Source organism: Mesorhizobium sp. CNPSo 4684, assembly GCF_057784315.1.
Window position 1 is genome coordinate 60,522 of record NZ_JBWLUX010000007.1, and the last position, 17,781, is coordinate 78,302.

At 64.3% G+C, this 17,781-nt stretch carries 16 protein-coding genes; 7 read left to right on the forward strand and 9 right to left on the reverse strand.

From position 1 onward, the window contains the following. Positions 1 to 99: 99 nt before the first annotated feature. A complete protein-coding gene (xseA, locus tag AC04SG_RS08095) occupies positions 100 to 1,704 on the reverse strand; it encodes an exodeoxyribonuclease VII large subunit (protein WP_488550602.1) in 1,605 nt (534 codons plus the stop codon). Positions 1,705 to 1,860: 156 nt separating this feature from the next. Beyond that, positions 1,861 to 2,817 (reverse strand): LysR substrate-binding domain-containing protein, encoded by a 957-nt coding sequence (locus AC04SG_RS08100; RefSeq protein ID WP_488550603.1) that lies wholly within the window; start codon positions 2,815 to 2,817, stop codon positions 1,861 to 1,863. Positions 2,818 to 2,996: 179 nt separating this feature from the next. Here AC04SG_RS08100 and AC04SG_RS08105 point away from each other — a divergent pair, with 179 nt between their 5' ends. Then, entirely contained in the window at positions 2,997 to 3,287 is a 291-nt protein-coding gene (locus tag AC04SG_RS08105) for a DUF1127 domain-containing protein (RefSeq protein WP_488550604.1), read from the forward strand. A gap of 162 nt (positions 3,288 to 3,449) precedes the next feature. On the opposite strand, the gene AC04SG_RS08110 is transcribed toward AC04SG_RS08105, so the two are convergent. The 4 genes from AC04SG_RS08110 to AC04SG_RS08125 all read right to left on the reverse strand — a co-directional run bounded on the left by AC04SG_RS08110 (position 3,450) and on the right by AC04SG_RS08125 (position 7,519). Further along, positions 3,450 to 4,499, reverse strand: a complete 1,050-nt coding sequence (locus AC04SG_RS08110; RefSeq protein WP_488550605.1) for a DUF937 domain-containing protein — start codon at positions 4,497 to 4,499, stop codon at positions 3,450 to 3,452. 89 nt (positions 4,500 to 4,588) lie between these two features. After that, positions 4,589 to 5,962 carry a glutamate--cysteine ligase gene (locus tag AC04SG_RS08115; RefSeq protein WP_488550606.1) on the reverse strand — a complete coding sequence of 458 codons (1,374 nt, stop codon included), beginning with the start codon at positions 5,960 to 5,962 and terminating at the stop codon, positions 4,589 to 4,591. A gap of 143 nt (positions 5,963 to 6,105) precedes the next feature. After that, positions 6,106 to 6,840, reverse strand: a complete 735-nt coding sequence (locus AC04SG_RS08120) for a 16S rRNA (uracil(1498)-N(3))-methyltransferase (protein ID WP_488550607.1) — start codon at positions 6,838 to 6,840, stop codon at positions 6,106 to 6,108. Positions 6,841 to 6,871: 31 nt separating this feature from the next. Beyond that, the gene (locus AC04SG_RS08125) at positions 6,872 to 7,519 is read right to left on the reverse strand and encodes a hypothetical protein (RefSeq protein WP_488550608.1); all 648 of its coding nucleotides are present in this window, start codon (positions 7,517 to 7,519) and stop codon (positions 6,872 to 6,874) included. 87 nt (positions 7,520 to 7,606) lie between these two features. Here AC04SG_RS08125 and AC04SG_RS08130 point away from each other — a divergent pair, with 87 nt between their 5' ends. Continuing rightward, positions 7,607 to 8,305, forward strand: a complete 699-nt coding sequence (locus AC04SG_RS08130) for a type 1 glutamine amidotransferase (protein WP_203279822.1) — start codon at positions 7,607 to 7,609, stop codon at positions 8,303 to 8,305. A 273-nt stretch (positions 8,306 to 8,578) separates the two neighbouring features. Next, positions 8,579 to 8,719, forward strand: a complete 141-nt coding sequence (locus AC04SG_RS08135; protein ID WP_006206855.1) for a hypothetical protein — start codon at positions 8,579 to 8,581, stop codon at positions 8,717 to 8,719. On the opposite strand, the gene AC04SG_RS08140 is transcribed toward AC04SG_RS08135, so the two are convergent. The 3 genes from AC04SG_RS08140 to AC04SG_RS08150 are packed head-to-tail and all read right to left on the reverse strand — an operon-like array spanning position 8,716 to position 11,485. Beyond that, complete coding sequence (locus AC04SG_RS08140) at positions 8,716 to 9,483, reverse strand: metallophosphoesterase (protein ID WP_488550609.1); 768 nt, start codon at positions 9,481 to 9,483, stop codon at positions 8,716 to 8,718. The two genes, AC04SG_RS08135 and AC04SG_RS08140, sit on opposite strands and share 4 nt — an antisense overlap. Positions 9,484 to 9,538: 55 nt before the next feature. Beyond that, positions 9,539 to 10,675, reverse strand: coding sequence for an alpha-hydroxy acid oxidase (locus tag AC04SG_RS08145; protein WP_488550610.1), 1,137 nt, complete (start codon positions 10,673 to 10,675; stop codon positions 9,539 to 9,541). A gap of 12 nt (positions 10,676 to 10,687) precedes the next feature. Next, on the reverse strand, positions 10,688 to 11,485 hold the full coding sequence (locus tag AC04SG_RS08150) for an FCD domain-containing protein (RefSeq protein ID WP_488550611.1): 798 nt from the start codon (positions 11,483 to 11,485) through the stop codon (positions 10,688 to 10,690). Between the two features lie 265 nt (positions 11,486 to 11,750). On the opposite strand from AC04SG_RS08150, the gene AC04SG_RS08155 reads away from it, so the two are divergent. The 4 genes from AC04SG_RS08155 to glcF all read left to right on the forward strand — a co-directional run bounded on the left by AC04SG_RS08155 (position 11,751) and on the right by glcF (position 17,629). Beyond that, positions 11,751 to 13,073, forward strand: coding sequence for a DUF3422 family protein (locus AC04SG_RS08155; RefSeq protein WP_488550612.1), 1,323 nt, complete (start codon positions 11,751 to 11,753; stop codon positions 13,071 to 13,073). A 280-nt stretch (positions 13,074 to 13,353) separates the two neighbouring features. Beyond that, positions 13,354 to 14,850, forward strand: a complete 1,497-nt coding sequence (locus AC04SG_RS08160) for an FAD-linked oxidase C-terminal domain-containing protein (RefSeq protein WP_352590953.1) — start codon at positions 13,354 to 13,356, stop codon at positions 14,848 to 14,850. Between the two features lie 235 nt (positions 14,851 to 15,085). Next, positions 15,086 to 16,291, forward strand: coding sequence for an FAD-binding protein (locus AC04SG_RS08165; RefSeq protein ID WP_488550613.1), 1,206 nt, complete (start codon positions 15,086 to 15,088; stop codon positions 16,289 to 16,291). Positions 16,292 to 16,303: 12 nt separating this feature from the next. After that, positions 16,304 to 17,629: a glycolate oxidase subunit GlcF gene (glcF, locus tag AC04SG_RS08170; protein ID WP_488550614.1), complete on the forward strand. Its 1,326-nt coding sequence runs from the start codon at positions 16,304 to 16,306 to the stop codon at positions 17,627 to 17,629. The last annotated feature ends 152 nt before the right edge of the window (positions 17,630 to 17,781 follow it).

The window sequence follows — 17,781 nt, forward strand, 5'->3', positions numbered from 1 at the left end:
GAGCAATTCCAGGAAAAGTGTGAGCGGTTTTCCGTCCGGAATTGCGTCAAGACAAAGAGATAGGGGCGGTTCGTCGTTTCCGCGAAACGACGAAACGCTCTAGAAAAGCGAGCCCTGATTGCCCGGTTCTTTTGGTTTGCTGGGGGCAGCCTTGGTGACCGCGGGCTTGCTGGCAGGCGTAGCCGGTTTGGCAACTGCCTCCGGCTGCCCCGTGCCGCCGGTCGCAACCGCATTCGTGGTGCCGTCGGCGAACTCGATTTGCAGCGGAGCGCCCGGCGCGACATCCGCCGCCAGCTTGATCACTGCGCCTTCAGCGTCCTTGACCAGCGCGAAGCCACGCGCCAGCACCGCCTTGTGCGACAGCGTCGCCAGAAGCCGGTCCGCCTGGGTCAACTGTCCGCGCAGCCGGTCGAGCCGTCGCGAAACCGCATGATCCTGGCGGCGCGTCAGTGCTGCCAGCGCGTCCGCCTGCAATTTCTGCCGCCTGGCGATCGGCGCCGGCGACAGCCGCTTTGCTGTGCGCGAAAACCGGGTGCGCCGTTCGCGCACGATGCCGAAAAATGCTGCTTGCGCCCGCGCCAGGTCGCGTCCGGTCAGCGTGCGTGCCTCGTTGATGCGTCGCGACAGGGTGGCCGGCGTCAGCCGCTGTCCCTGAAGCTTGGTCCGCTTGCGCTCGATGCTGACCGACAGCGCCCGGCCGAGCCGGCTGGTCGCCTCGTCCAGGCGCCGGCGCGGCAGCGCCAGCAACTGGTCGGGCGAGGGGAGCGCGCGGGCGGCCGCACGCGAGGCCTGCCGTTTGCGTTCGAAATTGCGCAAGACTGCCGCCTTGAGCCGTGCGCCAAGACTGGCGAGCGTCGCTTCGAGATCCGCCTTCACCGGCACCGCGATCTCCGCTGCGCCCGTCGGCGTTGGCGCCCGCATATCGGCGACGAGATCGATCAGCGTCCAGTCGGTCTCGTGGCCGACGGCCGAAATCACCGGAATGCGCGAGGCGGCAACCGCACGCGCCAGACCTTCGTCGTTGAACCCCCAGAGGTCTTCCAGGCTGCCGCCGCCGCGCGCCACGATTAGAAGGTCGGGCTGGGCAATGGCGCCATCCCGGGCCAGCGTGTTGAAGCCGTTGACGGCGGCCGTCACTTCCGCGCCTGCCGTCTCGCCCTGGACTCTCACCGGCCAGACCAGCACATGCAGTGGAAAGCGGTCCTTGATGCGGTGAATGATGTCGCGGATGACCGATCCGGTCGGGGAGGTGACGACGCCGATGGTGCATGGCATGAACGGCAGTCGCCGCTTGCGACCGGCGTCGAACAACCCTTCAGCCTGCAGCCGTCGCTTGCGCTCTTCCAAAAGCGCCATCAGCGCACCGGCGCCGGCCGGCTCGAGATTATCGATGACGATCTGGTAGTTGGATTTGCCGGGATAGGTGGTGAGCTTACCGGTGGCGATCACCTCCATCCCCTCTTCGGGGCGGAATTTCAGCCGGCTCATCGTGCCTTTCCAAACCACGGCGTCGAGCCGCGCGCGGTCGTCCTTGAGCGTGAAATAGGCATGACCGGAAGAGTGCGGCCCGCGATAGCCGGAGATTTCGCCGCGCACCCGCACATGGCCGAAGACATCCTCGACCGTGCGCTTAAGCGCGCCGGAAATCTCGCTCACCGTATATTCGGTGGCGTTGGTGCGTGATTCGGATGCTGCGTCGCTCATGCGCCGATTGAGCGGCTGTTGTCGCTCCGCGTCAAGATTCCATAACTTGATCTTAAGCCCGGCTTGATTGATTTTGCCGCCAAGCAGGACGCATGAGCCGCGAACAACGCAGCCCGTTGACGTTCCAGGTTCACAGCCGCGTCGGCCTGATCCGCCCTACCAGCCCGGCAGAATCTGGTTGGGTTTGCTCCGCTTCATCTTGGCGAAGGCGAGTGCAGCAAAATCGAAGCTTCCCGCCTCTTCGCCGAGCGGCACGGAAATGTTGTCGAGGCTTTCCGAAATATGGCGGGCCAGCGCATCGACAATCTCCGGCCGCGAGGTCTGGCCGCGCATGATGCCGATGCGGCAGTCGGGCAGGACGCCGAAACCGTCGGCTTCGCCCAGCACCCGCATGCCGGGCCGTAGCGCGCATTCAGGCAGCACCGAGATTGCGAGCCCCGACAGCACCGCGGCGGTGATGACGGTTGCCGAGAAGCTGGTGAACAGGATGCGATAGTCGCGGTTCTGCCGGTCGAGCACATCGACGGCGGCGCGCCGCCAGATGCAATTCGGCCGGCCGAAGGCCATCGGCAGCACTTCCTGTTCATGCGTGGCATGGTTGGCCGAGGTTACCCACAGAAGTGGTTCGCGCCGCACCACTTCCGACTGGCCGCGCGTATCGTTGTGCGTCACCAGCGCCAAATCGAGATTGCCGCGCTTGATATGCTCGACCAGCCCCGGCGTCGGCTCGCAGATGACGGTCAGCTCGACGCGCGGGTTGGAGCGCGTGAAGCGCGCCATGATCTCGGGCAGGAAGCGGTCGGCATAGTCGTCGGGCGTGCCGATGCGGATGGTGCCTTCGAGCCGCCGGTCGTCGAAGGCGGCCAGCGTCTCGCGGTTGAGATAGAGCAGGCGCCGTGCATAGGAGAGCAGCTTGTCGCCTTCCTCGGTCAGCCTGTTGGTGCGGCCGTCCTTTTCGAATAGCGGCTTGCCGATCCGCTCTTCAAGCCGGCGCATCTGCATCGACACCGCCGACTGGGTGCGAAGCACTTCCTCGGCCGCGCGGGTGAAGCTGCCGGTATCGGCAATCGAGATGAAGGTCTGCAACTGGTCGAGATCGAGTGGCGCTTTCATCGGGTCCAATCCATCACTGGCGTTGATGCTAAAGATTAGAAACATTCGTTGGATTAATCAATCGCGTCGTGGCAAATTCCCTGACATCCACATGAAGGCATGTGAATCGAGACCGGAACGGTGCTTCTCCCAAGCACTGTTTGCCCGGCTTCGTCCGCTCGACTCCGAAGGAGACTGACATGACCACTATCGATTTCGCCACCGAGACCTCGCGCATCACCTCGCGTCCGGCCGTTGCGACGCGCGTGGCCAATGCTCTTCTCAACGCCTTCCAGGCCTGGAAAAATCGCCGCGCCTTCTATCGCCTTGGCGAAATGTCGGACGCCGAACTCGCCGATATCGGCCTGACGCGCGCCGACCTCCATGTCGCCATCGATGTGCCGTTCGGCGGTGATCCGACCGTGAAGCTGCGTGCGATCGCCAGTGATCGTGCCGACACGATCGAAAATCTTGCCCGCAAGGTAGCCTGATCGGCAGCACTTTGTTTCGGTCGCCGTGAACCCTTCTGCGGCTCGCGGCGACCAAGAAGTATCGCAGGCGTCCCCACTCCCTGCCGGATCCCCGCCGGCCAGCCTGCACATTGGCCCGGTCCTCCTCCAGGACCGGGCTTTTCTTTTTTGCTTAGCCTCTGACTACCGCCGGTCCATGTCCCGCTTGAACTGGTCGAAGATCGTTTCCACGCCCTTCTGATACTCGTCGCGCTGCTGGGCGCCGGTCTCGAACATCTTGCCGAAAATATCGTCGAACGGATTTCTTGGCCTGCCGCTCGGATTGGCCTGCGGTTGTGGCGCTTGGCGCTGCTTCGCCTGGGGCTGCTGTGGCGCCGGCTGCCCGCTTGGCTGGCCACCGGGCAGGCCCAAGCCGCCGCCACCGCCTTGCCGCAGCATCTCTTCAAAAATCTTTCCCAGCGGATTGTCGCCGTAAGGGCTCTGAGTCTGTTGCGGTTGCGTTGGCTGCGCGCGGCCCTGCGGCTGTTGTGCCGCGCCGCCACCGAACATATCCTGAAGCACCTTGCCGAGTGGATTGTCGCCATAGGGGTTGGGCGCTTGTTGCGGCTGGGTTTGCGGCTGTTGCGCGCCACCGCCGAACATGTCCTGCAGCACTTTGCCCAACGGGTTCTCGCCGTAAGGATTGGGTGCCGGCTGCGGCGCCTGCTGTGCGCCGCCGCCGGCCTGCCGCATCATCTGCTCGATGATCTCGCCGAGCGGATTGCTGCCACCGCCGAAGCCGCCGGCGGCCTGCATCTGGCCCCCCATCAACTGGTCCGTCGTCTGCTTGAACAGTCCGCCCATCACCATCGACGCGATGGCCGGCAGCATCTGCTGCAGGATCTGCTGACTGACGCCGGTCGCCTGCGCGGCCTGGCTGGCCACGGCGCGCGACAGCTCTTTGGAGCCGAACAGATGACCCAGAATGCCATTACCCTCATTGACGCCTTGCGGCGAGAAAGCCCTGGTCGCGTCCTCGAAATATTTGGCGTGCTGGCCGCTTGCCATCGCCGTCATGAAAGCGCCGAGCCCGTAAGGGTCGGCGGTGTTGCGCTGCAGCCCTTGCGAGAAAGCCGGCAGCAATGCGGCGACCGCAGCCTGTGTCTGCTGCATCGAAAGCCCGTACTGCTGGGCAAGCGCCTGCATGCCATTGCCGTTCTGGGCCTGCGCCAATATGTCGAACAAGGTGGGCATCGGTTTCTCCTCCGGGAAATCCTCGAGGAGAGCCTAGTTGGTTTCAATGCTCGATTGAAGCGGCTTTTGCCGCAGCTCGAGCCGCGCCGTTAATAGGCATATTCCATGAACACCGGCTCGATCGAACCGCCCCAACGCGTGTGGTAGGCCGACAGCATTTCCTCAGCACTGGTGGTGCCGCGCGCCACCACTTCGTCCAGTGTGTTGAGGAACGAGGTCTCGTCATAGCCGTCGCGGTTTTTCTTGCCGCGGTTCTTCAGGCCCATGCGCGAAATGACCAGCACGTCGCGGGCGATGTCGCGCAGCGTCGTGTTGCGGAACGGCGCAGAAATACCTTGTTCCGGCACCGCATTGCGCATCGCCAGCGTTTCTTCATAGGTCCAGCTCGAGGTCAACGCCTCGGCGGCGTCAAGCGCTGCCTCGTCATAGAGGAGGCCGACCCAGAAGGCCGGCAGCGCGCAGATGCGCCGCCACGGCCCGCCATCGGCCCCGCGCATTTCAAGGAAGCGCTTCAGCCGCACATCGGGAAACAAGGTCGACAGATGGTTCGCCCAGTCGCCCATCGTCGGCAGTCCGTCGGGCACTTCATTGCGCGCAGCACCCGCCATGAACTGGCGGAAGGTGACGTGCGTCATGTCGTGATAGTGGCCGTCGCGAATGACGAAATACATCGGCACGTCGAGCGCCCATTCGACATAGTCGGCAAAGCCGAACTCGGGCGAGAAGCAGAATTCGAGCAGGCCCGAACGCCGGTTGTCGGTGTCGCGCCAGATATCGCCGCGCCAGCTCTGCAGCCCGTTCGGCCGGCTGTCGGTGAAGGGCGAATTGGCAAACAGCGCCGTCGACAGCGGCTGCAGCTTCAGCGACACCTGCATCTTGCGGCGCATGTCGGCTTCGCTCTCGAAGTCGAGGTTCACTTGGATGGTGCAGGTGCGGTACATCATGTCGAGACCCTTGCTACCGACCTTGGGCATGTAGCGGGTCATGATCTCGTAGCGTGATTTCGGCATTTTCGGCGTCTCGGCCAGCGACCATTTCGGGCTGCCGCCGAGGCCGAGGAAGCGGATGCCCATAGGCTCGGCAATCTCGCGCACCTGCGCCAGATGCGCATTGCCCTCGCGGCAGGTCTGGTGGATCGATTCCAGCGGTGCGCCGGACAGTTCGAACTGGCCGCCGGGCTCCAGCGAGATCGCACCCTGGCCGGTCGGCTCGACCAGGCCGATGATGCGGCCGTCATCTATGATCGGATCCCAGCCGAGCTTGTGCTGCATGCCTTCAAGGATGGCGCGGATGCCGCGCTCGCCGCCATAGGGCACCGGCGCGTTGCCGTCGACATAGAAGGGGAACTTCTCGTGCTCGGTGCCGATGCGCCATTTGTCACGAGGCTTGTTGCCTTCGGCCAGGTGTTCGACCAGTTCGTCTACGCCTTCGATGGGCCGAAAATCGGTTGTGTCGCGCGCCATAGGAACCCCCTTTGCGGCTCTCGAAAGACCGCCGGCGCTAGATGGACGAAATGTCAGTAGCCGATCAAGCGAAAAATCCTGAGCCACAGGTCAACAGGAATTGAATGTGACTGCCTCGCCCGTCCCTTGCAATAGGCGAAGTCTCACCAGTCCCCGACCGTCGCCTGCATCACGGCAAGGGCGGCTACCGCCGCCGTGTCGGCACGCAGGATGCGTGGGCCGAGCGGGATGGCGGTGACGAAGGGGAGGGCCCGCAGCATCTTGCGCTCGTCATCGGAAAAGCCGCCTTCCGGTCCGACCAGCAGCCCAAGCTTCCTTTCCCTGATCGCCTGCAATGCCGGCAGCGGATTGTTGGTCGAGGCGTCCTCGTCGCAGAAGATCAGCCGCCGTTCCTTGTCCCAGCCGGAGAGCAGGCGCTCGAATTTTTCCGCATCGCGCACCTCAGGCACGGCCAGTATGCCGCATTGTTCGGCCGCCTCGACGACATTGGCGCGCAGGCGATCGATGGAGGGTTTTGCCACTTGCGTGTGCTGGGTGATCACCGGCTGCAGGATGCCGGCGCCCATCTCCACCGCCTTTTGCACGAGATAGTCGAGCCGCCCCTGCTTCAGCGGGGCGAAGCAGTAGACGAGGTCGGGCAGCGGCGGTTGCGGCCGCTGCAGGACCAGAACTTTCAGCCGCACCGCTTTCTTCGACTTGGAGGCGATCGCCGCCGACCATTCGCCATCGCGGCCGTTGAAGACAAGGATTTCGGCGCCTTCGCCAAGTCGCAGCACATGCATCAAATAATGGCTCTGCTGCTGGCCGGCATCGAATTCGATACCTACCGCGAGATCGTCCGGCACGAACAGCCGCTGCATCTTATAGTTGGCGCGCATCGCCGAGGAATGGGCGAGGCGGTTCCCGGCGTCAAGCCTCGGCGGAAGGATGCCACACAGGTTCAAAGCCCTGCCGCAACACCGAAACGGTTGTCGCCGGTGTCAGCAGGTGAACCTGTCGACCGGCAAAGCTCGCAAACCCTACCGCACCACCGTAACCCGCGAACGACCAACGCAGTGTCTTGCCGCCGCGCAACGCATAGGCGGTGCCGGCATCCGCGATCATCGCTCCGTCCGGCAATCCGGCCAAATCTTCCGCCTTGATCGCCGGTGGCTTGCCGCCCGAAGCCAGCCGCTCCTTGTGCAGACGCTTGTCGACCATTGGCGCGCGCGGCTCGGTCACACCGAAAGCTTTGCCGAAACGGCCGACAAAATCCGTGGCTCGCTCACGCCGGCAGTAGAAACAGGGCCGGTGCCCGGCGGCCAGCGCCGTCACCTCGTCGAGGAAGAACAGCTCGGTCCAGCCGGCCTTGCCACCCGGCCGATTACGGCCCATCGGCTCGCGCCGCACATTGCCAAACTTGCATACGCAGATGATCCACGCCTGAAGCGCCCAGCGCTTTTTCAGCAGCGCCTTGGTCTGCGGGTCGTGGATGATGCCGCGATTGCCGGTGAACAGGCCGCGTTCCGGCACGGCATGAATGGCGCCGAACGGATCGACCCGGTTTTGCAGTGGCATAGCTCTCTCCTGGAACGCGCATCTTGGCTGCAATGCTGGCGACATGATATCGCTCGTCGCGTCATTTCATGTCAGGTGGATTTCCGTATGCGGGTGCTGGTGGTCCAGAACTACGACAACACCGGTCTCGGCCAGGTCGGCGCGGCACTTGCCGAAGCCGGCGCCGATCTCGACCTGCGCCGACCCTACAAGGGCGATCCGCTGCCCGACGACGCGACCGGGCACGATGCCATGGTGATGCTGGGCGGCGGTCAGAACGCGCTGGCCGACGATGATTACCCCTATTTCCCGGCGCTGCTCGAACTGACCCGCGATTTCGCCGCCAAGGATCGCTCTGTGCTCGGTATCTGCCTGGGCAGCCAGCTGGTCGCCCGCACTTTCGGTGGCGAGAACAAGATCGGCGGCGCCTCGGAATTCGGCTGGCACAAGGTGTCGCTGACACCGGACGCCAAGACCGATCCGGTGCTTGGCGCACTGCCCCAGGATTTCCCCATCTTCGAATGGCACGACGACACCTTCGCACTGCCCGAAAATGCGGTGCGGCTAGCCGGCAGCGATATTGCCGAGAACCAGGCATTCCGCATCGGCCGCGCCGTCTACGGCTTCCAGTTCCATTTCGAAGCCGACCGGCCGATGGTGAAGGACTGGAGCACATCCTTCGCACCGCTCATCGCCGAGCGCCATCCCGACTGGCATGACCGGCTCGATGGCGAAATGGCCCGCAACGGCCCCGACGCCGACGCTGCCGGCCTCGCCATTGCCCGCGCCTGGGTGGCGACGATCTGAGCCCAGCGGGCGCGGCCGTTGCATAATTGGCACGCGGCGGGGAATCCGCCGGGGACAACCTCTTTCATCCTTGGTTTGTGGCCGAACGCTATCCTACAAGGCGCGCTCTGCATCGGCAATGCAACCGCGATGAACCTTCTGTGTGCTCCGCGCGACACACCGCCGATACAGAATCGACCTACAAGCGCGAAATCGTCGAAACTTTGAGACGAATTCTCCGTTTCAACGCATTGGTAACCGCCTCGTGCCCAGATGCAGGAAGCTCAACTAGAGATGACGTCCGTGAAAGCAGCGCTTCTGTCCTTTGTCATGCTGTCTGCCATCGTGCTGTGCGGTCTCGGCATTTATTCCGCCGATGCAGCCAACAACCATCAAGCCGTCGACGGCTACGGCGTCACCGCCGCGCTCCGTTAAAACGCTTTTCCCTGCACAGTCAGGATACGCTTGTCTGCGCCGTCTACGGCGAGCGCGGTGAGCATGCCTGACTGCCAGGCGAGCGTGTCGACATTGACGCGGTTGGGCATCACCTCGGCCTCCGGCACCGGCGTGTGGCCGTGCACGACCACTTTCGGGTAAAGCCCTGGATGGTTGTGGAAGATGTCGCGAATCCAGACCAGATCCTGCGGGTTCTGGCTCTCCAGTGGCACATCTGGCCTGATGCCGGCATGGCAGAAGAAGAAATCACCGAAGCTTGTTGAAAACGTCAGCGACCGCAGGAAGTCGACATGGGCTTGCGGCACGGCCTTGACCAGCTCGGCGTGCCCCCGCTGCACGGCCTGTGCCTTGCCGAACCAGCGTGCGTCTCCAATCAAGTCAACGCCATAGGATTGTGCCGTCTGCACACCACCATAGCGCATGAACAGCCCTTCCGGGTCGGGCACTTCGAGAAAATCGAGGAAGCCGACATCGTGGTTGCCGGCCAGCATCAGGTTGCGCGGATCGCGCTTTTGCGCCTCGACCAGGAAATCGATGACGCCCTTGGAGTCTGGCCCGCGGTCGACATAGTCGCCGAGGTGGATGATCCCCCAGTCGGCGGTCGGCTTGTATTCGAGCTCGCTCTCGATCCGGCGGTGCATGGCTACGAGCAGGTCGAGCCGGCCATGCACGTCGCCGATCGCATAAAGGCGCATGCCGTCCGGCGCGCGCGCGTCGAGGTAATGGATGCCGGTCTCGGTCAAGGCTGGCGTCGTCTCCGTGATCCCAGCGAGGCTAGGGCCAATCGGTGAACAAACTCTAGCGCCGCAACTGGTCCTTGCCCATGTCGGTCACCAGGCGCTTGCCGCACAGAGCCAGCGTAATGTCCATCTCCTTGCGGATGATCTCCAGCGCCAGGGTCACCCCTTCCTTGCCCATGGCGCCGAGGCCGTACAGGAAGGGCCGGCCGATATAGGTGCCCTTGGCGCCGAGGCAGAGCGCCTTCAGCACGTCCTGGCCGGATCGGATGCCGCCATCCATATGGACTTCTATTTTGTCGCCGACCGCATCGGCGATTTCTTCCAGCACCATGATCGATGATGAGGCGCCGTCGAGCTGGCGCCCACCATGGTTGGAAACGACGATGGCGTCCGCGCCTGTCTCGACCGCCATCAGCGCGTCCTCCTTGTCGAGAATACCTTTCAGGATCAGCTTGCCGCCCCAGCGTTCCTTGATCCAGGCGACGTCCTTCCACGACAGCTGCGGATCGAACTGCTCGTTTGTCCACGACCCCAGCGAGGAGACGTCGCCGACACCCTTGGCATGGCCGACAATGTTGCGGAAGGTGCGGCGCGGGGTAGCCGCAATGCCCATCAGCCAGCGCGGCCGCATGGCGATGTCTACAATGTTAGCCAGCGTCATCTTGGGCGGCGCCGACAGGCCGTTGCGGATATCCTTGTGGCGCTGCCCCAGGATCTGCAGGTCGAGAGTCAGCACCAGCGCGGAGCATTTCGCCGCCTTCGCCCGGTCGATCAAATTGAGCACGAAGTCCTTGTCGCGCAACACGTAGAGCTGGAACCAGAAAGGCTTCTTGGTGACCGATGCCACATCCTCGATCGAGCAGATGCTCATCGTCGACAGCGTGAACGGCACGCCGAATTCTTCCGCCGCCTGCGCCGCCAGCATTTCGCCATCCGCATGCTGCATGCCGGTCAGCCCGGTTGGCGCCAACGCCACCGGCATCGCCACCTTTTCGCCGATCATGGTCGATTCCAGCGAGCGGTTGCTCATGTCGACCAGCACGCGCTGGCGGAATTTGATCTTGCCGAAGTCCTCCTCATTGGCGCGGTAGGTGCTCTCAGTCCAGGCGCCGGAATCGGCATAGTCGAAGAACATCTTCGGCACCCGCCGGCGCGCCAGGTCCTTGAGGTCGGCAATGGTGAGGATGTCGCCCATGGTGGTCTCTCGCTAGCCGGTTGTTTTCGTGCCGTCGCCGGCGTCGGAGCGCTGTTTGAGCCTGAGCCGCGACACGCGCTGCCAGTCGCCGCTGCGCTCGGCCTCGAGCATCGAGCGCTCGACATAGGAGATGTGGTCCATCGCCGCCTGCCGGGCGGCTGAGGGATCGCCGGCCTTCACCGCTTTGTAGATCGCGCGGTGCTGGGCCAGCAGCGCCTCGCGCGCGCCGGGCACGGTGAACACCAGCAGCCGGTTTTGGAACACGCCTTCCGACAACAGCCGGTAGCAGGAGCGCAGCGTGTGCAACAGGATGATGTTGTGCGCGCACTCGCAGACCGCGTGATGGAACTCGACGTCGATCTCCGCCTCGTCGTCAAAATCGCCGGTGCGGTGCGCCTCGTCCATGCGCGCCATGATGCGGTCGAGCAACGCGATGTCGTCTGCTGTGGCGCGCCGCGCCGCATATTCAGCGGCGACGCCTTCGATCTCGCGGCGATATTCCAGATAGTCCGTCACCGCCTTGCGGTGCATGGAGATCAGGTCGGTCACCGGCTTGGTGAACAGCTGGCCGATGACATCGGCGACATGGGTGCCGCCGCCGGCCTTGGTCGTCAACAGTCCACGCCCCTCCAGCGCCTTCAGCGCGTCGCGCAGGATCGGCCGCGACACGTCGAACTGGCGCGCCAGTTCGCGTTCGCCCGGCAGCCGGTCGCCGGTGCGCAGCACACCTTCCAGGATCAGGCTTTCGATCTGCTGCACCACCTCGTCGGCGGTGCGCGAATGCTCGATCCTGGAGAAAATATCGCTCAAAGGGGCGCCTGGGAAATCTTGCCTGGGAGCATGGTGCCGAAAAGTGTGAAGCGGTTTTCGGGACGACATCATGCTCTGCTTCTTGTCGTGCAGATTAAAGCCGGTGTCGCCAACTGGTCAAATTATTTATCCAATTCGCCCCACACAGTCGCTTTCCGTGCGGTGCCGGCGAAACCGCTTCGGCTAAACTTTGCTGTTTACGCGCCTCATCGATTGTCTCAAGAGGACGCGACAACACGAAGGGTCGAGAACAGGGGGACCAGCCGTGTCGGACGAGACGTCCAATCTCGAATTCCAGCCGCGCGCCCAAGGCAGCGTGATGGGCTTTCCCGCGCATGAGGGACGGCCCGGCGCGCTTGGCGAGGTTCATGCCCGGCCGCATCCGCTGATCGAGAAGCCGCGCGTGCTGGTGCAGCTTGCCTTCATGACCGAAGGCGGCTCCGGCGTCGACATGGCCGTGCTCTCCGAACTGTCGCGGCGGCTCGGCATCGCCGCTCCCGACCGTCATGCCCGCCACCACGCCATGAAATGGGGCAAGGGCACGCTGCGCTGGGAGCGGCATACGGAATTCTCGACCTATCTGTGGGAAGGGCCGCTTGCCGAAAACGGTAGGGCGCAGGAGGATTCTCCCTTCGGCAATGGATTTTCGCCGCCTGGAACGGTCATTTCCGGCATCCGCCTCGACATCCGCAAATGGACGCAGGCGAGCGAGAAGCTGATCGCCGGCTTCGACCCGACGAGCCTGTGCTATTCGCTGGTCGAGCGCGGCAACGCGGCCATCGTCACTGATTTTCGCCAGGACGGCGACGGCATGACCCGCATCCTGGTTCTGGACCGCGGCCTGACGCCGGCCCGCACCGGCGCGCTATCGCAGCGCCTGATCGACATTGAGACTTACCGTACGCTTGCCATGCTCGGCCTGCCGCTGGCGCTGACGCTGTCGAGCCGCGCCCGCCGCATTGAGGACAGGCTGGCACAGACCACGCTGGAGATGAAGGTCACTGAAACCCGCGACAGCCAGACACTGCTCGCCGATTTGACCGAGCTTGCCGCCGAACTGGAAGCCGATGCCGCCTCCAGCCTTTATCGCTTCGGCGCCAGCCGCGCCTATGACGGCATCGTTGTCGAGCGGCTGGAAGCGCTGGAGGAAGAGGCGGTGCCCGGCTACGACACATGGGGCGGCTTCCTGCAGCGCCGCGTAGCACCCGCCATGCGCACCTGCCGTTCGGTCGAGGAGCGCCAGGCCAACCTGTCGCGAAAACTCACCCGCGCCACGACGCTGCTGCGCACCTGGGTCGATGTCGAGGTGGAGAAGCAGAACCGCGATTTGCTGGCGTCGATGAACAACCGCGCCCGGCTGCAACTGCGCCTGCAGCAGACGGTGGAAGGCCTCTCCGTTGCCGCCGTCTCCTACTATGTCGTCGGCCTGATCTCCTATCTCGCCAAGGGCGCCTCGATCTTCGGCCATGCCTTTGCGCCTGAAGTCGTCACTGCCGCCGCGGTGCCGGTTGCCATCCTGCTGGTCTGGTGGGGCGTGCGGCGGGTGAGGCGCATGCATTCCGAGCCCGCGAAACATCCGGGGGAATAATCTCCCCCCTTGAGGGGGAGATGTCGCCGAAGGCGACAGAGGGGGTCGTCTCGCGTGAAGCGCCAGCCTTTTTTCGAGACGGAAGACGATGTAGGCGCTTAACGCGCAAGGACCCCCTCCAGCCGCTTCGCGGCCACCTCCCCCTCAAGGGGGGAGGGTACGCCAGCGGCAGATTGCCGCTGCGGAAGGTTGGCAGTACGCTCTTTGTCCAACACGGTGTTTGCAACAAGCGCCGACGGCTGGTAAAAGATTTTTACCAGTCACGCGGAGGACGTTGCCGATGTCCGGCCTTGTCATGCCCAAGCCAGATGACGCCACGATGCGAAGGCGGGCAGAGATCGTTGCCGACATGCGCATCATCGTGCCGGGCGAGGGCGTCGTCGACGCCACCAACGAAATGCGTGCCTTCGAAAGCGACGGCCTCACCGCCTACCGGCAATTGCCGCTGGTCGTGGTGCTGCCGGAAACGGTGGCGCAGGTGTCGCGGGTGCTGAAATACTGCAACGACCGCAACATTCGCGTCGTGCCGCGAGGCTCCGGCACCTCACTGTCCGGCGGCGCGCTGCCGCTCGAAGATGCGGTGCTGCTGGTCATGAGCCGCTTCAACCGCATCCTTGCCATCGACTATCCCGACCGCGTTGTCGTCGCTCAACCCGGCGTCACCAATCTCGGCATCACCACCGCCGTCGAGCAGGAGGGGTTTTACTACGCGCCCGATCCATCCTCCCAGATCGCCTGCTCGATCGGCGGCAATGTTGCGGAGAATTCCGGCGGCGTGCACTGCCTGAAATACGGCCTGACCGCCAACAATGTGCTCGGCATCGAGATGGTGCTGATGAACGGCGAGGTGGTGCGCCTCGGCGGCAATCATCTGGACTCGGAAGGCTACGACCTGCTGGGCGTCATGACCGGCTCCGAAGGCTTGCTCGGCGTCGTCACCGAAGTCACCGTGCGCATCCTGAAAAAGCCGGAGACGGCCCGCGCGCTGCTGATCGGTTTTCCGACCAGCGAGCAGGGCGGCCAATGCGTCGCTGACATTATCGGCGCCGGCATCATTCCCGGCGGCATGGAGATGATGGACCGCCCGGCAATCCATGCGGCGGAGGATTTTGTCCATGCCGGCTATCCCCTTGATGTCGAGGCGCTGCTCATCGTCGAACTCGACGGGCCGGGCGTAGAGGTCGATCACCTGATCGGTCTCGTCGAGGCGATCGCCTACAAGAACGGCTCCACCACCTGCCGCATCTCGCAGTCCGAACAGGAGCGGCTGAGTTTCTGGGCCGGCCGCAAGGCGGCCTTCCCCGCTGTCGGCCGTATCTCGCCCGACTATTACTGCATGGATGGCACCATCCCGCGCAAGGAGCTGCCGAAGGTGCTCGCCGGCATGCGTGAACTGTCGGAGAAATACGGGCTCGGCGTCGCCAATGTCTTCCATGCCGGCGACGGCAATCTGCACCCGCTGATCCTCTACGACGCTAACGTGCCGGGCGAACTCGACAAGGCGGAAAGCTTTGGCGCCGACATATTGCGGCTTTGCGTCAAGGTCGGCGGCGTCTTGACCGGCGAGCACGGCGTCGGCGTCGAGAAGCGCGACCTGATGCCGGAGATGTTCAACCAGATCGACCTCGACCAGCAAATGCGCGTCAAATGCGCCTTCGATCCCAATCATCTGCTCAACCCGGGAAAAGTGTTTCCACAGCTGCGCAGATGCGCGGAATTGGGGCGCATGCATGTGCATCGCGGGCAGGTGGCATTTCCGGATATTCCGAGGTTTTGATGGGGGCTGAATTTCGCATGTCGGCGATCGTTCACGCCCCCCTCTGTCCTGCCGGACATCTCCCCCACAAGGGGGGAGATCAGCTGTCATCTCGGCCTTCGCAAATCTTCGACGCAAGAGAGGCGCGGTCGGAGAAGCTGCCAATCTCCCCCCAAGTGGGGGAGATGTCCGGCAGGACAGAGGGGGGCGCGAAGGAACGCGACGTCTCTGCACTCGCAAGTGGCGCGTCGCACCCATGACCACCTTCACTCCCACCTCGTCCACCGAAGCCCTCTCCATCGTACAATGGGCCGCGGCAGAGGAGACGCCGTTGGAAACCGTCGGCCACGGTTCCAAGCGCGGCATTGGCCGGCCGCAGCAGAGCGAACACACGCTCGACCTGTCGAAGCTCACCGGCGTCACGCTTTATGAGCCGGCTGAGCTGGTGCTGTCGGCGAAAGCCGGCACGCCGCGCTCCGAGATCGAAAGCCTGCTCGCGCAAAACGGCCAGCAGCTTGCCTTCGAGCCGATGGATTACGGTCCGCTGCTCGGCGGCGCGCCGGGCAAAGGCACGATCGGCGGGGTGCTTGCCGCGAATCTGTCCGGCCCGCGCCGGCTGAAGGCGGGTGCCGCGCGTGACCACATCCTGGGTATCAATGCCGTTGCCGGGCGCGGCGAAGCCTTCAAATCCGGCGGCCGCGTTGTCAAGAATGTCACCGGCTACGATTTGTCGAAGCTGATGGCCAACAGCTGGGGCACACTGGCCGTGCTCACCGACGTCACCTTCAAGGTGCTGCCGGCGGCCGAGACCGAGGTCACGCTCGCCATCCGCAGCCTGCTCGACGATGCGGCGGTCCCCGCCATGGCGCTTGCGCTTGGCTCCAGCGCCGAAGTGTCGAGCGCCGCGCATCTGCCCGAACGCATCGCCGCGCGCGTTGCCGGCGGCGCGCTCGGTGTAGACGCCGCGACAGTGCTGCGCGTCGAAGGGTTCGGTCCGTCGGTCGCCTACCGCATCGAGGCGCTGAAAACCCTGCTCAGAAATGCCGGCCCGTTGCAGGAGATTGCGGGCGAAGCCTCATATGCAGTCTGGCGCGACGTCAGGGATTGCGCGCCATTCGCCGATGGCACTGAAAAGCCGGTATGGCGCGTCTCCATGGCGCCGTCGCAGGCCCATCAGATGGTGCTGACACTGCGCATGCAGATTGGCGTCAGCGCCTTCTACGACTGGCAGGGCGGGCTGGTCTGGCTGCGCATGGAGGAGGGCGATCCCGAGGCCGGCCTGCTGCGCGGGCTGATAAGAAAGCATGGCGGCGGCCACGCGACGCTGGTGCGCGCTGCGCCCGCGCATCGCGCCGCCGTGCCGGTGTTCGAGCCGCAGGCGCCGCATCTGGCGGCGCTGTCGGCGAGGCTCAAGGCCGAGTTCGATCCCAAGGCCATCCTCAATCCCGGCCGCATGGCTTAGGACCAGAACGAGATGCAAACCAATTTCTCCCTTGCCCAGCTAGCTGATCCCCACGTCGCGGAATCGGAGAAGATCCTGCGCAAATGCGTGCATTGCGGCTTCTGCACCGCCACCTGCCCGACCTATGTGACGCTCGGCAACGAGCTCGATTCGCCGCGCGGTCGCATTTACCTGATCAAGGACATGCTGGAGAACGGCCGTCCGGCCGACAAGGAGATCGTCACCCATATCGACCGCTGCCTGTCCTGCCTGGCCTGCATGACGACCTGCCCGTCGGGCGTCAATTACATGCATCTGGTCGACCATGCCCGCGCCCATATCGAGGAGACCTACAAGCGGCCGCTGCTCGACCGGCTGATCCGCGCCATGCTGGCCTTCGTGCTGCCCTATCCCGTGCGCTTTCGCACCGCGCTGAAACTGGCGAGACTGGGCAAGCCGTTCATTGGCCTGTTCGAAAAACTGCCGGCCCTGAAGCCGCTCGGCGCGATGCTGAAGCTGGCGCCGGCCTCGATCCCGGCGGCCTCGCCTATGGCTTCTCCCGGCGTCCATGCCGGCAAGGGGGCGAAAAAAGGCCGCGTCGCCATCCTCACCGGTTGCGCCCAGTCGGTGCTCGATCCCGCCATCAACGAGACGACGATCGCGCTGCTGACCAGGCTTGGCGTCGAGGTCGTGGTGCCACAGGGCGAGGCCTGCTGCGGCGCGCTGGTCCATCATATGGGCCGCGAGGAAGCAGCGCTCGCTTCGGCGAAGCAGAATGTCGATGCCTGGACGCGTGCCATCGACCAGGGCGGGCTCGATGCGATTGTCATCACCGCATCGGGCTGCGGCACCACCATCAAGGATTACGGCTTCATGCTGCGCCTCGACCCGGCCTATGCCGACAAGGCTGCACGCGTGTCGTCGCTGGCCAAGGACATCGCCGAATATCTCTCGTCCCTCGACCTGCCGGAGCCGGTGCGCAAGCCGGGCACCGTCGTCGCCTACCACTCGGCCTGCTCGATGCAGCACGGCCAGAAGATCACCCGCCAGCCGAAGGAGCTGCTGGCCAAGGCCGGCTTCGTCGTCCGCGAGCCGCGCGAGGGCCATCTGTGCTGCGGCTCCGCCGGCACCTATAACATCCTGCAGCCTGAGATTTCCGCAAAACTGCGCGACCGCAAGGTGAAAAACATCGAGGCGACCGGCGCCGAAATCGTCGCCACCGGCAATATCGGCTGCATCACCCAGATCGCCTCGGCCGCCAAGCTGCCGGTAGTGCACACGATCAAGCTGCTGGACTGGGCCTATGGCGGCCCGAAGCCGGACGGCGTCTCCGAGGGAAGGCTGGTCGCCGCGGAGTAAGAAGACGATCGTAGGCGCCAGCCCCCTCATCCGGCCGCTTCGCGGCCACCTTCTCCCCGTCGGGCAGAAGAGGTTGGCGCTGGCGCCGAAAGTCTCCTCTCCCCAAGGGGAGAGGTCAGCCGAGCGAAGCGGAGGCTGGGTGAGGGGGCTTG

Excerpts from the sequence above, each read along its gene's own strand:
- xseA (WP_488550602.1), bottom strand. The coding sequence starts at position 1,704 with ATGAGCGACGCAGCATCCGAATCACGCACCAACGCCACCGAATATACG.
- AC04SG_RS08100 (WP_488550603.1), bottom strand. The coding sequence starts at position 2,817 with ATGAAAGCGCCACTCGATCTCGACCAGTTGCAGACCTTCATCTCGATT.
- AC04SG_RS08105 (WP_488550604.1), top strand. The coding sequence starts at position 2,997 with ATGACCACTATCGATTTCGCCACCGAGACCTCGCGCATCACCTCGCGT.
- AC04SG_RS08110 (WP_488550605.1), bottom strand. The coding sequence starts at position 4,499 with ATGCCCACCTTGTTCGACATATTGGCGCAGGCCCAGAACGGCAATGGC.
- AC04SG_RS08115 (WP_488550606.1), bottom strand. The coding sequence starts at position 5,962 with ATGGCGCGCGACACAACCGATTTTCGGCCCATCGAAGGCGTAGACGAA.
- AC04SG_RS08120 (WP_488550607.1), bottom strand. The coding sequence starts at position 6,840 with ATGCGCGCCAACTATAAGATGCAGCGGCTGTTCGTGCCGGACGATCTC.
- AC04SG_RS08125 (WP_488550608.1), bottom strand. The coding sequence starts at position 7,519 with ATGCCACTGCAAAACCGGGTCGATCCGTTCGGCGCCATTCATGCCGTG.
- AC04SG_RS08130 (WP_203279822.1), top strand. The coding sequence starts at position 7,607 with ATGCGGGTGCTGGTGGTCCAGAACTACGACAACACCGGTCTCGGCCAG.
- AC04SG_RS08135 (WP_006206855.1), top strand. The coding sequence starts at position 8,579 with ATGACGTCCGTGAAAGCAGCGCTTCTGTCCTTTGTCATGCTGTCTGCC.
- AC04SG_RS08145 (WP_488550610.1), bottom strand. The coding sequence starts at position 10,675 with ATGGGCGACATCCTCACCATTGCCGACCTCAAGGACCTGGCGCGCCGG.
- AC04SG_RS08160 (WP_352590953.1), top strand. The coding sequence starts at position 13,354 with ATGTCCGGCCTTGTCATGCCCAAGCCAGATGACGCCACGATGCGAAGG.
- AC04SG_RS08165 (WP_488550613.1), top strand. The coding sequence starts at position 15,086 with ATGACCACCTTCACTCCCACCTCGTCCACCGAAGCCCTCTCCATCGTA.
- glcF (WP_488550614.1), top strand. The coding sequence starts at position 16,304 with ATGCAAACCAATTTCTCCCTTGCCCAGCTAGCTGATCCCCACGTCGCG.